Origin of the sequence: Alteromonas portus (assembly GCF_005117025.1) — a bacterium.
GTDB classification, from domain to species: Bacteria; Pseudomonadota; Gammaproteobacteria; order Enterobacterales; family Alteromonadaceae; genus Alteromonas; species Alteromonas portus.
The window spans coordinates 1-14,160 of the sequence record NZ_SWCO01000002.1 but is presented as its reverse complement, the minus strand read 5'-3'; the positions used below and the strand labels follow the sequence as shown (position 1 = coordinate 14,160).

Below are 14,160 nucleotides of genomic sequence, written 5' to 3'. Positions count from 1 at the left end.
ATGCGTATCCTCGTAGCCGAAGACGATAGCAGATTATTAACCCAACTTGACGCGCTTCTTCAGCAAAATGGCTATAGCGTAGACCTCGCAGATAATGGTGAGCACGCGCTTTTTCTCATTAAAGAATATAGCTATGACCTGGCTATTGTCGACATCGGCATGCCAAAGTTAGACGGATTTGAGGTTATACGAAAAGCCCGTCAAGCTGATATTTCTTGCCCTATACTTATCTTAACAGCAAGAGATAGATGGCAAGAGAAAGTAGAAGGCCTCGATGCTGGTGCCGACGACTATCTCACCAAGCCCTTTCATAATGAAGAATTACTTGCTCGAACAAAAGCGCTAATTCGACGAGCTTCAGGACAAGCGAACCCGACCATTCAGTTCGGACCAATCTCGCTGGATACCGTTAGTGAAGAGCTATCGTTGGATGGTCAAGCTCTGGACCTAACAGCTTACGAATACAAAGTCATGGAGTACCTGATGCTTAACCCGCAAAAGGTCATCTCAAAAACAGAGCTAACCGAGCACATTTACGACCAAGATTTTGATTTAGATAGTAATGTTATTGAAGTTTTCGTGGGAAGACTGCGGAAAAAGCTGGACCCGACCGGTGAGTTAAAACCAATCGAAACCCTTCGAGGTAGAGGCTACAGGATCAATAGAAGTTTATGAGGCAGTTGTCGCTTCGTCTTCGGAGTATCTTTTTAGCGATTGTGCTTCTAGCATTATTTGCGCCTTTTACTGTTGTCATTCTAGACGAGGCTTATACTGATAGCCTCACGCAAGCCAAGATGAGTGAACTCAGGTTAATGAACTTAGGTCTGTTATCGGCTTTCGAGTTAGATGGCGACCTGCCTTACATGCCTGAAATTTTATATGAAGAGCAGTTAAACCTTCCGGGGTCAGGCTATCTTGGCGTCATAGTGTTTCGAGACGAAGTTATTTGGCAATCAGCCTCCGCTCTAGAATATACCTTTGTACCACCTCAGATAGACGTCTCAGTCGGTAACGAGTTATTTCTTGAGTCTTATACGCCTAGTTTTGAAAAGGACTCCCAGTTTTTTGTGTACGCCTTCACCGCAGAATTTGCTTCAAGTAGAGACTTCGAGCCTGTTCGGTTTTATATATTTAACAATAAAGCACTCTTTGAAGCAGAGCGAAAGACCTTTTTAGACACAACGTGGCAATGGATTTTCACGCTTTGTATAGCGCTCTTAGTCTTTATCATTATTGGGATTAGCTTGGTTCTTCTTCCCGTTAGGAAGTTAATTGACGAAATTTCACAAACCTCAAGCGGGCATAAACGCCAGTTGGAAGCTCGATACCCGGTTGAATTTGATTCTTTAAAACAATCTATTAACGGGTTACTACACACAGAGGCCGCTCAAAGGGCGAGATATAAAAATAGCTTGGGAGACTTAGCACATAGTTTGAAAACGCCCTTGGCGGTGGCATCGGGCACTAATGATTTACCCGCTGAGGTAAACGAAGCACTACAACAAATTGACAGAATAATTAAGCGTCAGTTGAAAAGAGCAAGTGCAGGTAAATCTGGTTGGCAACACGCTATCGATATATTACCCGTTTTGCACAAACTCGCCGATGCGATGGACAAGGTCTACCAAGATAAAGCCCTTACCATTGAGTTAGAAATGGATGAAGACACTCAGTTTAAAGGGGACGAGACCGACTTCATGGAGCTTTGTGGCAACCTTTTAGACAATGCATGCAAGGCGGCGAACAATAAGATTATCGTATCAGTGACGAAAAGTGCTGGTTGGCTAACAATTAAAGTAGAAGACGACGGCCCAGGTATTCCTGACGACAAAAAGGTGCTTTTGTTAGAAAGAGGAACTCGCCTCGATACCTATACAGAAGGCCATGGAATTGGCATGGCGTTGGCTGCCGATTTAGTTTCGATATATGAAGGTAGAATGCTTATCGAAGACAGCACGCTTGGCGGTGCTTGTATCGTAATTCAATTTCCCAATCACGAATAAGGCTTTAAAAAGTACAACGAAGTTTGAGAATGGTCGTTGAAACTTTGAGCTTTTAATTACTGAGTTATGAAAGCGGACAGACACTTGAGTTCACACAATGATTTGGTGCGTATGGAAAGTGGAAAAGTGGAAAAGTGGACACACACTTAAATTTACACAAAAGTTTGGGGCAGACAGACACATTCTCAATTGGCTGTTTAGCTTGAAACCAATGAGAAAATTCTGTTTTAAAATGGGTTGAGTGTCTGTCGCCTTTTAACCTTTCTTTTTCGGGCGTAAAAACTGTACAGGTAGAAGCAGACAGTCGCTTTTATCTAGCTTGAGTGCAGTCTTTCGAAGAATTACGCTAAAACAGTTGAGTGTCTGTCCACTTTCTACTTTCAAACAAGTGTCTGTCCACTTTCTACTTCCGCTATCGACTTTCAATAAGTGCCTGTCCACTTCTACTTACACTAAGTTACGACGCAGACTTCTCACCTTCACTCGATAACAGCACCGCAAGCCACTTGCTCTCCTCGCGAGACTCTAGAGCTATCTTTACCACCATGGTTAACGGAACTGATAGCAACATTCCAACGGTGCCTAGCAGCCACCCCCAAAATATTAACGAAAGGAATACCACGAGCGTAGAGAGCCCCATGCCCTTACCCATCAATCGAGGTTCCACCATATTACCCATGATGGTATTAACAAGCACAAAGCCAAGCGCTGCAAAACCTGCTGAGGCAGGCCCAAGTTGAACAAAGGCTATCAACACTGCGGGCACAGCAGCGATAATTGAGCCAATGTTAGGAATAAAGTTGAGCATAAACGCCAACACAGCCCAAAGCATGAAGTGATCTACTCCCATCACATACAGCCAAATACCAATAATCAAACCTGTTCCTAAGCTGACCACAGTTTTTATCGCTAAGTAACTGTTCACAGAACGAATAAATCTGTCGATATGCTGTAGTTTCATTCCAGGATCGGCAAGGGCAATATGCAACCGGCGGGGAATACTGTCTGCTTCAAAAAGCATAAAAATGACAGTAAGAAGAATAAGGAAGAGGTTTGAAAGTACGCCGCCCATTCCGCTGATGAAATTTGTTGCTACAGACATAGCCGTTGCTGGATCAAGGTGCGAAGCGATTAACTCTCTATTGATGTGAATATTAAATTCAGCCAATTTGGACACAACCCAGGCAAACTCTGTATCAAGCTTACTTCTATATTCTGGCAAATTTTCTCGAAACTCGGTCATAGACTGGCCAACTAAGCCAGCTAAAAGAAAACCAAAAACAACGATAAGCAGTATAACAAAAGTTATAGAGAGCCATTTAGGCACGCCAAATTTCGAAGTCCAACGTATTATTGGGCTACACGCGATCGCTATAAAAATAGAGAGAAAAAACGGTACCATGATCGTACTGGCGGCTTTAATACCAGCCATTACCACTACTAAACATGCTAAAACGATTAGAATTTTTGCTGTTGGCGAGCGTAGTTCCATTGACATTTTGTGCTACATTCCTGACTGAAACGACAACACTTTACAACGACTTATAAACAACTACAAACAAGAGACTTCAATGAACTTTAATCTTGCCACTATTAAAATTAAAAACCTAAGACTACGCACGTACATTGGCATCAATGAAGATGAAATAAAAAACAAGCAGGACGTTGTTGTTAACGTGAAAATTGATTACGACGCTGAAAAAGCGACGAACACCGACGATATGAGTGATGCACTTAACTACAAAACGATTACAAAGGCGATCATCAAACTCGTGGAGGACAACCGTTTTTCTCTTCTAGAAAAACTTACCGCCGATGTGCTAAGTATTGCCGCAGAGCACTCTTCGGTGCGTTACGCTGAGGTTGAGGTCGATAAGCCACATGCCCTTAGATTCTCTGATTCAGTATCCCTAACGCTATCATGCAATAAGTCGGGGTAGACATACCTCAAGGAGTTAATTGTGAACATTCTTTTGACTGGCGGTACAGGACTGATTGGTAGCGAGTTTATTCGGCAATATTCACATGAACATGAGTTCACGGTGATTTCTCGCAACGCTGTAAAGGCAAAAAGCAGATTGGGGGATAATGTCAAAATAGTCGAGAGCGTTTCTTCGATAGAAAATTTCGAGAATTTCGACGCGGTAATTAATTTGGCTGGTGAGCCTATCGCCGATAAGCGATGGACAGACACTCAAAAGAAAATAATTTGTGATAGCCGCTGGGACATCACTTCTGAGCTAGTCTCAAAAATAAATAGTTGTGATGCGCCTCCGCCTGTTTTCTTATCGGGCTCCGCGATTGGTTACTACGGCAATCAAGGAGACAAACTTGTAACTGAAGAAACTCCTCCTCATAACGAGTTTACCCATGAACTGTGCGCTAAATGGGAGACTATTGCCCAAAGTGTAGATCTAGCTAAGACACGTGTAGTAACGCTTCGAACTGGTGTAGTTCTCACCGAAAAAGGCGGAGCGTTAGGGAAAATGGCACTACCGTTTAAATTGGGGGCCGGAGGTACACTTGGGAGTGGAAGTCAGTACTTAGCTTGGATCCACTTACAAGATATGGTCCGAGCTATCTCATTCTTGCTCGAGAATAGCGCATGTTCTGGTGCATTTAATTTAACGGCACCGGAGCCTGTCACGAACAAGGAGTTCTCTAAAGCGCTCGCAAAATCACTTAACCGACCTTGCCTCTTCAATGTCCCGGGCTTTGTTATGAAAGTAGCAATGGGCGAATCGTCGACGATGATACTTGAGGGGCAAAGAGTCATTCCTCAAAAGCTTACTACCGCCGGCTTCAGTTTTGAATTCCCTTCTATCGACGAGGCGCTAAGAGAAATATATCGCGCATAGTTGAATTACTGAAATTCGTTATGTGCCTTGTGGACAGACACTTATGTGGACACACACTTGAATTGCTAAGCAAGTGTGTGTCCAAATTTATTCTTCTCAAGCTCTTAGCGAAAATCACTCTTTCGTAATTAGCGAACTTTGCTGTGAAATATACAGTGGACAGACACTCATTTGAATTGAGTGACTGTCCACTGCCCTTAATCTAAACGGCACTTAACCGAGTGCCTGTCCGTTTTGTATTAAAGCGCATTTTAAACTAACGCAAGAATACCTAAACCATGTTCCGCAGCATCTGACCGGTATTAAGCGTAAGCAAACGCCAGCATCCAAACGCACCTAACATGCCTACAACGATAGCACCAACGCTTGGCGCTATTGCCCAGTATTCAGGGTGTAAGCTTGCTTCCATTTGGAATACAGAAGTTTGAAGTAAATAAAGGCTCAACTCATTGGCCATTGCTGCCATAAAGCCTGCTACTACACCAATAATAACAAACTCAAAAATAACACTTTTTCTTATCAACGCCCCCTTGGCACCGAGTGTTCGAAGTATGGCTATTTCCTGTCTGCGTTCATCCATGCTCGCCTGTACTTGTGCAATCAATACCAGACTGCCCGCTAACAATACCAGCACCAAAATAAATTCAACGGCAACAGACACCTGATCAACAATCTCTCGCAACTGATTAATTCGAGCATCAACGTCGAACATAGTTATTGATGCAAACGGCTTAAGTAGGTTGGTTAACTCAGCCTTTCTCTCCGTAGGAAGGTAAAAACTAGTAATATAAGTTGGGCTAAATGCAGCCATCGCCTCGGGATGAATAACGAAGAAGAAATTAGGCTGCATGGTTTGCCAGTTCACCGTACGGATACTGGTTACTTTCGTTTCGACAATCTCGCTGCCCACATTAAAAGCAAGCCGATCGCCCATTTTAATGTTTAACCTTTCTGCAACGCCTTCTTCAACAGAAACCGGAAACCATCCTTCGCTGTATTGTTTATCCTCATCGCCATGCCAGTTCCCGTCAATGACCTCGTTTTCTTTTTGAAGCGTGTTGCTCCAAGTTAGGTTTGCTTCTCTGCCTAAACCTCTCCGCCCTTCTCGATTCGGCTCATCTTCTTTAGAAACCTCGGTGTTTACCCCTTCTCCATTTACCGAAACAAATCGACCTCGAATGACAGGGTAAAACTCTTCGATTTTTACGCCATTGTCAGCGAAGTGTCTGTCCAATTCGGGTTGAATATCCGGCGTAATGTTAATTAAGAAGTAATTCGGTGTACCTTCTGGCAATTGCGAGCGCCATTGCGAAACCATATCGTTGCGCATTACCAGCACCACTAAAAGCAACATAATGGTGACGGAGAAGCTAATAAGCTGCACGCTGTTGTCCATCGCACGTCGCTTAATACGTGCCCATGCCAACTGCCACGCCCCCATTCTTCCACTGCCCAGCTTGCGACCTACTGCAATTAAGATATACGTAGCACCAAGTAATCCGAGCACCAGCGCAGCGCCGGAAACGAAAAGAATAGCGCTAATTTTTAAATCGCGGCTATACATCCACATCAATAAAAATATCGCACCACCTGAAGCCACGAACTGAATACTTCTGGAACGTAAATTCGCTGATATGTCCTTTCTTAATACGCGAAGCGGAGGAACTGAAAATAGCTGCAACAGCGGATATAAGGAAAAGAGCAATGCACACGTAGCGCCTGTAGCAACGGCGATTAAAAGCGGGCGCCAATGCCACACATCAAGAGATACATCTACCCTATCCGCTACAAGTGAAACCACCACTTGCTGACCGATAAAACCAATAACGAGGCCGATAAAGATACCGAGCCCAGTGATAAATATAATTTGGAATAAATAGACTTTTCGGATAGTGCTGCTTGTTGCTCCCAAGGTCTTCATTATTGCCACAGGGTCAAAGTGACGTTGAGCATAACGCTGGGCTGCAACGGCAATGGAAACCGCCGCTAATACTATTGCTAACAAACTCGCTAACAGAAAATAGCGCTCAGCACTTGCGACAGAACGTCCTATCGCTGACTCGTCATCTTCGACTGTCCGCCACAAGTGTAAATCGTCATTTAATTGGGGCAATAACCAGGTATTGAAACTTTCTAAATCACCCACAGCACCGGCAAAAAAGCCCACATAACGAGCGCGACTCCCTGGCCCTGTTATCGCAGTTTTTTCCAAATCATCTAAGTTAATCAGCGCGATAGGGTCGGTATTAAACACGCTGAAGCCAGCATCTGGAATATCTACCAGTACATGCGTAACGGTAAAAGTGCCGTCGCCAATTTCGATACTATCGCCAATAGAAAGCCCCAAGCTCTGAAAAAGCCGAGACTGTACCCATGCTTCCCCAGACTGAGGTAATTCTGCAGTATTGCGTTTTTCTCCAAAAGGCTGGTCGGTAATATTGACTGTCCCTTTCAGTGGATAAGCGTCATTCACGGCTCGTAAATCAACAAGCGACATATCGTCGCCTTTAAATACCATTGAACGTGTTGCTACCTGTTTTGCCGTCCTAAGGCCCTCTTCTTGGGCTCTAGCCAACCATTCCTCGTTTATAGGGTCATCTGAGCGAAGCTGAGCATCTGCTGCAATAAACGCAGCAGAGCGAGACTTGAGTGCACCTTGCAAGCGCTCACTAAAAAGCGAGAGCGACAACACGGCAGCTACAGATAACACAATAGCCAGCAATATAATGGTCAGTTCACCACGTCTAGCCTCATGCTTGAAAAGCCGCCAAGCTAAATTAAAAGACGTCGACATCTAAACCGCCTCTTTTTTATTCATTGTGTTTGCGCCGGTTGTTTCAATGAGTTTTCCAGCATTCATAGTGAGTTGCCTGTCACAATGTTCCGCAAGCTCGTTATCATGAGTTACGAGTACGAGAGTTGTGCCTTTTTCTCTATTCATCTCGAACAACAGTGCTTCAATTTTTTCACTATTTTTTGCATCTAGGTTGCCGGTAGGCTCATCGGCGAAAAGAATTTTGGGAGAGGTAATAAATGCTCGCGCTATGGCAACGCGCTGCTGCTCGCCCCCCGACAACTGATTAGGGAAGTGATGTGCGCGATGTTTCAAACCGACTTGCTCTAGAATATCCAAAGCTAGTGCCTTCGGGTTATCAAGCCCTGCAATTTCTGCCGGTAGCATCACATTTTCCAAGGCTGTTAAGCTTTGAACTAACATAAAGCTCTGAAAAATAAAGCCTACTTTATTTCCTCTTAAAATCGCGCGCTCTTCTTCATTCATGCTGTGAAGTGCTTCACCGTCTAAGAAAATCTCCCCTTCTGTAACTTGGTCAAGCCCTGCCAACAAGCCCAAAAGGGTTGACTTACCCGAGCCTGACGCGCCAATAATGGCAACGGACTCACCAGACTTGACTTCAAAAGAAATAGGACGAAGGATCTGCAGTGAACCTTCACTCGTATCCACTACTTTGGTTACAGCATTAGCTTTTATCATAAGAGGTCATCAATTCGTGTTTGTTAAATTTCGTTATTTGTTCGCTTTTTTACTTATTCTTTTAATACCCTTTCAAGCGCTATCAGATCAAGCTGAGCAGAGCGACACAAGCGAAAATGCGGTTTTACTTATCTTAGGTGACAGTTTATCCGCGGCTTATGGATTACAGCAACATGAGGGTTGGGTCAGTTTGTTACAAAAGATGTGGCAAGACGACAACATTCCGATTGATATTGTAAATGCTGCGGTAAGCGGAGAGACCACTGACGGTGGTTTAGCGCGATTTCCCCGTTTACTAGAGCAACACAACCCTACCCATGTATTGATTGAACTGGGCGGTAATGACGGCCTTCAGGGCCATAATATCGGTAAGATTCGGGATAATTTAGATTCTCTCGTCAGTGTTGCAAAGGAAAGTAACGCCGTAGTTTTTCTGCAAGAAATGCAAATTCCTTCTAATTACGGCAAACGCTACACACAGATGTTTACTCAAAACTTCAATAAAGTAGCGGAAGCTCAGGACGTGCAAAAAATCCCCTTTTTTCTTGAAGAGATAGCGCTAAATAAGGACTTAATGCAAAACGATGGTATTCATCCAAATGCTGAGGCACAGCCTTTGATCGCTAGTTTTATGGACAGACACTTAAGAAGTTTAATTCTTAGCGCTCAATAATTGTGCTAATCTTATTGAGTGGTTTTTTAAATACGAGGTTTGTTTATGGACGTTTCCGCTGTTAATTCGTCACCCGTTTCCACAGTTTTAGAGTCGCCACAGCGACCTACTCAGCAGGTTGAGCCGCGTAATGTGCAAGAAAGTCGCGAGACTCAGCCCCAGAGCACACAACAGACCTCAAGCAATAACTATGGACGTGTGGGCTCTAGGGTCGACGTGTTTGTATAATTTGCCCTTTGAATTAAATTGTTAGGGACAGACACTCGTTGGTACTTTTGCTTAGTCCTCTAGCTAGTAGAGGCGTTTTTGCAATAAGGAAATTAGAAAGGACAGACACCCGGTGAATAAGGGTGTCTGTCCTTTCTATTTTGGGTCAAATTGACTTAACGATTGACGTCTATCCGTTATGAAATTCGAGTGTCTGTCCACGATTGCCAGTTCTGAGATTTGATCGAAAGAGCACTCATGAAAAATAACCGTCCCTAAAACTGTCCCAAAGACCACTTAAAATTGACGTCGTAAATCTCATAATGCTAATAAATAACTATGGGATACGGACATGCCTTTACCTCGTTACAAACAGATAAACACCGATGTCACGCCTTATTACCACTGTATTTCTCGCTGCGTGAGACAATCTTACCTCTGTGGTCGCGATGCTCGCACTGGTATTAACTACGAGCATAGAAGGAAGTGGATTCAAGATAGGCTCCATAAGCTATCGCAGGCTTTTGCCATCGACTTGTGCGCATACGCTGTTATGCACAATCACATTCATGTGGTATTGCATATAGCAAAAGGCAGAGCTGAAGGCTGGACGATGGATGAGGTCTTGCTTCGGTGGAGGATGTTCTATAAATGCCCGCCCGTAGTGCAGCGATATTTAGAAAACTTTGATTCTGTAACGTTAGATGAGCTAGCAGAATTAAAATCACTATCTGTTATATATCGAGAGCGACTTCAAAGCATTAGCTGGTTTATGCGTATGCTCAATGAATACATTGCTCGAAGAGCAAACAAGGAAGATGAATGTAAAGGCTATTTCTGGGAAAGAAGGTTCAAGTCACAAGCTATACTCGATGAGAAAGCACTGGCCAGTGTAATGGCTTACGTCGATTTAAATCCCATTCGAGCAAAAATAGCGACAACGCTAAGCAACTCTCACCATACTAGTATCCAATATCGGTTGAATGCCAAGCGCTCGAATAAAACGCCTAAGTTTTTGATGCCTTTTAGCGATAGTCACTACAAGAACACCGTGCCGTTGCCCTTCGCATTTACCGACTATTTACAGCTTATTACTGATACGATGAATGCGGAGAATAATAACGATACCTGCAAAGTCCCAAAGCTTCCTAACCGCTTGCTAAGTAAGCTTGGAATGACAAAAGAGAACTGGCAGCTAGTAACCAGTAATTTTGAAACACTTTTTACTGGGCCAGTCGGTTGTCCAGAGATGATGGAGAATTTCGCCAGATGCTGCGAAAGAACATGTCGTCCAAACGTTGCAAATGCTCAAAGGTATCTGTCGTGAACCTCTAACTCCATTGCAAAAGCACTTTGCTAAATATCGGCTTGGCGTGCAAGTACATCAACAATGTCCTGAGATTTTGTAAGGCGCCTTATGTCGTTGAACAGAACTTCTGCTTCAGGGTATTGTCTTTTCAGATAGCCGCACCATTGCTTAATTCGATTGGGGTAATATTTGCCCTTGTCACCAAAAATTTCATAACCAGAGTACTGAATTAGCAACGCAGCAAGTTCAGACCATGGCATAGGTGCTACGCCCTCTTTAATACTCAGCGCCAGATTAGGCATTGCCAATGCACCTCTTCCTATCATCAGGTTGGTACACTCTGATTGGCTCTGACAACGCTTAGCGTCTTCAGCGTTCCAAATTTCACCATTTGCAACAAGTGGAATATCGGTGTGTTGCTTTATCTTCGCTATCCAGTCCCAATAAGCCGGTGGTTTATATCCCTCCGTTTTGGTCCGCGCATGAACAACAAGCTCAGATGCGCCCGCTTCAGTGATAGCTATAGCATTCTCGATAGCTAAAGACTTGTCTTCAAAACCTAGTCTGATTTTGGCTGAAACTGGAATTTCTGCTGGAACAGCGTCCCTTACAGCTTTCACAATGTCGTAAAGGGTTTGGGTCTCTTTCAACAACACCGCCCCGCCCTTACTCTTATTAACTGTTTTAGCAGGGCAACCAAAATTTAGGTCAACACCAGGAGAACCCAGCTCTATCGCTGTTTGTGCATTCTCTGCAAGCCACTGTGGATGTTGCCCTAATAATTGAACTCGGACAGGCACTCCTGACGGAGTTTTGCCGCCATTGTGAAGCTCAGGGCAAAGTCTAAAAAACGTTTTCTTTGGTAACTTTTGATCGACCACTCTTACAAATTCAGTAACGCACTGATCGAAACCACCCACGCGAGTGAGCATATCTCTCATTAAGTGGTCGACAACGCCCTCCATAGGGGCAAGCATTACTTTCATTGCAAAAATCTCAGTTTAATAGAACACAAAATCGGCGCGGGAGTTTAGCAAAAAGCACTTATATCAGCCAGGATTTGATACTTAGTTTTTCAACTTCTGTGGCTGTCTATTTAAGGTGGTTTTAAATTGCAGCGGTTTAAATTTAGTAAGTGTCTGTCCGCTGAACACTTTAATTAATGTGAGAATGATGCTGGCTTCTAATTTTGTACGAATGGAGAAAGCTTGTGTGTCTGTCCGTTTATAGAGAAATTTTGGTAGAAATCCGCATTTAGCCTATTTACGAAGCTGTGACTGGCTAGCGGCTTCCTTTTCTAAATTTTCAAGGCGAACCAATACTGCCTTTTTTTGATTATCTGTGTATGTCCGCCAATTTATAATTTCTTCAATCGTACGTTTACACCCAATGCAAATGTCTTCTTCGGTCAATTTGCACGTGGCAACACATGGAGATATTAAGTTCATAAAGCTTTTGTTTTATCCAAACCGCTTTTCTTTACTTTGTTCTTGCGAAGCCGAGATAGCCGACATTGTAGTTTCAGACAGCTCTTTGTTAGACCACAAACAAACGTGACAACCAAAGCGCGCTTCAAGATATGAGGAAAACTCAGTGTCTGTCCCACAGTCATATCTCACTAAATTTTGCTTTTTACCGTCGTAAATAACCGCAGAATAAGTAAACACAAAGAGCCTCCTAAAAAAGAGGCTCAAATATACATCTAGACGTCTAAACGTTCAAGCGTCTATTTGAAATAATCGAGTGCAGCGCAAATTGCGGCCACCTGAGCATCGTTACAGTTTTCGGGTGTCGCGTTATTACTATCAGGATAGACTTCTGTAGTTGTGACATACTTAGCATCTGTCATACCTCCACAAAGATACAACGCCTTCTTGTCGTAGCAAATTACACCTTCACTCACCACATCTGCACCGATAATCTTTCCGTTTTCATCGGCAGGCGCGATATGCGTTACTGTTTTCACGGCTTCAATAACTGCTTTTTGAAACTCTATTTGGGGGCTTAGAGTATTAGCAACTGTATAGAAGCCATCTGGAATGTTCCAGTTATCATGGGTCACCCCATCCCGCGCAGCCAGTGCTGGTCTAAACTCACTATTGTCGGTATCTGTCGTTTCATGCAAATCAATATGAAGCGTAAAAGATAACGCTAAATCAGATACTAATTGCATAAGCTGAGCAGACTCTGGTGCAGGAGAATCACTGTAAAATGAGCGATTTGGATCTAACGCCAGCGGATTCCATCGATTTATGGTTTCGTAGCCCCAGGGACTTACACATGGCACGACAACTATATTTACTTGCTCGGCGTACTTAACCAGCTTTGTTTCAATAAATTGAAGCGCTCCTTGCACACCACTGGTTTCGTAGCCATGAACTCCGCCCGTAACGAGTGCAGACGGCTTTTCAGCGTCAAAACTCTTGGGTACGACAACATAGAGTGGGTAACGCGCTGTATCGTAAGGAAGCGCGCCGTACTGCTTTAATTCAAAACCTTCAGGGATTATGTTGAAAAGTTTATTAAGTACTTCTTCCTGATAACTTCTTTTCACAGTCTGCTGTGCTTTCCATTGGGCTTTTTCTTCTTCACCCCACGGTTCACCTGGAGTTCCAATTGAATAATTCTGCATATAACACCTCTTTTTTATTTGAGAGATCATATCAGGTCAATAAGCTTTCGTATCTATTCTATTGGAGATTCTTAATTAGTTGTGACATGAGTTCTTTACGCATCAAACCCCAGAATAGCATTAATCTGATGGCGTTAAGGGCCTCTAAGAAGTATTGCTAATGCTGACAAAAAACGGAATAAGGCTTAATAGGTTAGTGTGTTACCGAAGGTAAGAAGAGTGCCTGTCCAACTCAGGCTACAATTTAGACTCACAGAAGCTTTTTTTAATGCTTTGAATTTGCTTACTTAAAGGTTTAATTGAAGTGTCTGTCCACTGAGCACTGTTACCGAAAGCAAGAAGGGTGTCTGTCCACTGAGCGCTGAGTGGAGATGTAAACGAAGGAGTGACTGTCCACAGTGCTTTAAGCTAGAAACAAAAAAACCAGCCGGATGGCTGGTTTTTTCGATATGGCGTCCCCTAGGGGATTCGAACCCCTGTTACCGCCGTGAAAGGGCGGTGTCCTAGGCCTCTAGACGAAGGGGACTGAAAATCTTCTAGTGAAGATGTACTTCACTAAATTTCTGTAAGTGTAAGACAGCGTAAACCGAACTTATCCTTACCGAAACTTTCAGTCAGAAGTTGAATAGTCAACTCCAGCCTATTTCACAGTTTTAATCGACTGTGACGCGATAAAATGGCGTCCCCTAGGGGATTCGAACCCCTGTTACCGCCGTGAAAGGGCGGTGTCCTAGGCCTCTAGACGAAGGGGACTGAAAATCTTCTAGTGAAGATGTACTTCACCAAATTTCTGTAAGAATAAAACAGCGTAAACCGAACTTATCCTTACCGAAACTTTCAGTCAGAAGTTGAATAGTCAACTCCAGCCTATTTCACAGTTTTAATCGACTGTGACGCGATAAAATGGCGTCCCCTAGGGGATTCGAACCCCTGTTACCGCCGTGAAAGGGCGGTGTCCTAGGCCTCTAGACGAAGGGGACTGAAT

Annotated in this window: 14 protein-coding genes and 3 tRNA genes; 7 read left to right on the top strand and 10 right to left on the bottom strand. The window is 43.6% G+C overall.

Annotated features, from left to right (window positions below):
* Together E5672_RS04150 and E5672_RS04145 are read left to right on the top strand one after the other, a co-directional pair.
* Entirely contained in the window at positions 1-675 is a 675-nt protein-coding gene (locus E5672_RS04150) for a response regulator transcription factor (RefSeq protein ID WP_136781066.1), read from the top strand.
* Positions 672-2,003 (top strand): ATP-binding protein, encoded by a 1,332-nt coding sequence (locus E5672_RS04145; RefSeq protein WP_136781065.1) that lies wholly within the window; start codon positions 672-674, stop codon positions 2,001-2,003. Before E5672_RS04150 ends, E5672_RS04145 begins: the two co-directional genes overlap by 4 nt.
* A 457-nt stretch (positions 2,004-2,460) precedes the next feature.
* Here E5672_RS04145 and E5672_RS04140 read toward each other — a convergent pair whose 3' ends face one another.
* Complete coding sequence (locus E5672_RS04140) at positions 2,461-3,501, bottom strand: AI-2E family transporter (protein WP_136781064.1); 1,041 nt, start codon at positions 3,499-3,501, stop codon at positions 2,461-2,463.
* A gap of 73 nt (positions 3,502-3,574) precedes the next feature.
* Between E5672_RS04140 and folX the strand changes: the two genes are divergently transcribed.
* Positions 3,575-3,943 carry a dihydroneopterin triphosphate 2'-epimerase gene (gene folX / locus E5672_RS04135; protein WP_014997900.1) on the top strand — a complete coding sequence of 123 codons (369 nt, stop codon included), beginning with the start codon at positions 3,575-3,577 and terminating at the stop codon, positions 3,941-3,943.
* Between the two features lie 21 nt (positions 3,944-3,964).
* Positions 3,965-4,861, top strand: a complete 897-nt coding sequence (locus E5672_RS04130) for a TIGR01777 family oxidoreductase (RefSeq protein WP_136781063.1) — start codon at positions 3,965-3,967, stop codon at positions 4,859-4,861.
* Positions 4,862-5,132: 271 nt separating this feature from the next.
* Here the strand turns inward: E5672_RS04130 and E5672_RS04125 are convergent, their stop codons facing one another.
* Together E5672_RS04125 and E5672_RS04120 are read right to left on the bottom strand one after the other, a co-directional pair.
* A complete protein-coding gene (locus E5672_RS04125) occupies positions 5,133-7,655 on the bottom strand; it encodes an ABC transporter permease (protein WP_136781062.1) in 2,523 nt (840 codons plus the stop codon).
* Positions 7,656-8,354 carry an ABC transporter ATP-binding protein gene (locus tag E5672_RS04120; RefSeq protein WP_136781061.1) on the bottom strand — a complete coding sequence of 233 codons (699 nt, stop codon included), beginning with the start codon at positions 8,352-8,354 and terminating at the stop codon, positions 7,656-7,658. It abuts the gene before it with no gap.
* 16 nt (positions 8,355-8,370) lie between these two features.
* Between E5672_RS04120 and E5672_RS04115 the strand changes: the two genes are divergently transcribed.
* The 3 genes from E5672_RS04115 (at position 8,371) to E5672_RS04105 (ending at position 10,561) form a co-directional block, all read left to right on the top strand.
* Positions 8,371-9,027 (top strand): arylesterase, encoded by a 657-nt coding sequence (locus E5672_RS04115; RefSeq protein WP_136781060.1) that lies wholly within the window; start codon positions 8,371-8,373, stop codon positions 9,025-9,027.
* A 45-nt stretch (positions 9,028-9,072) separates the two neighbouring features.
* Positions 9,073-9,255, top strand: a complete 183-nt coding sequence (locus E5672_RS04110; RefSeq protein WP_136781059.1) for a hypothetical protein — start codon at positions 9,073-9,075, stop codon at positions 9,253-9,255.
* A 331-nt stretch (positions 9,256-9,586) separates the two neighbouring features.
* Complete coding sequence (locus E5672_RS04105) at positions 9,587-10,561, top strand: transposase (protein ID WP_136781058.1); 975 nt, start codon at positions 9,587-9,589, stop codon at positions 10,559-10,561.
* A 29-nt stretch (positions 10,562-10,590) separates the two neighbouring features.
* Here E5672_RS04105 and dusC read toward each other — a convergent pair whose 3' ends face one another.
* From dusC to E5672_RS04070, 7 genes are all read right to left on the bottom strand, one after another.
* A complete protein-coding gene (gene dusC / locus E5672_RS04100; RefSeq protein WP_136781057.1) occupies positions 10,591-11,529 on the bottom strand; it encodes a tRNA dihydrouridine(16) synthase DusC in 939 nt (312 codons plus the stop codon).
* Between the two features lie 273 nt (positions 11,530-11,802).
* Entirely contained in the window at positions 11,803-11,991 is a 189-nt protein-coding gene (locus tag E5672_RS04095; protein ID WP_136781056.1) for a DUF1289 domain-containing protein, read from the bottom strand.
* 12 nt (positions 11,992-12,003) lie between these two features.
* Positions 12,004-12,210 (bottom strand): hypothetical protein, encoded by a 207-nt coding sequence (locus E5672_RS04090; protein ID WP_240692158.1) that lies wholly within the window; start codon positions 12,208-12,210, stop codon positions 12,004-12,006.
* A 59-nt stretch (positions 12,211-12,269) separates the two neighbouring features.
* The gene (locus E5672_RS04085; protein WP_136781055.1) at positions 12,270-13,175 is read right to left on the bottom strand and encodes a M14 family metallopeptidase; all 906 of its coding nucleotides are present in this window, start codon (positions 13,173-13,175) and stop codon (positions 12,270-12,272) included.
* 450 nt (positions 13,176-13,625) lie between these two features.
* Positions 13,626-13,701: transfer RNA gene (locus E5672_RS04080), tRNA-Glu, on the bottom strand.
* 151 nt (positions 13,702-13,852) lie between these two features.
* A tRNA-Glu gene (locus E5672_RS04075) sits at positions 13,853-13,928 on the bottom strand.
* Positions 13,929-14,079: 151 nt separating this feature from the next.
* Positions 14,080-14,155, bottom strand: a tRNA-Glu gene (locus tag E5672_RS04070).
* Positions 14,156-14,160 lie beyond the last annotated feature (5 nt).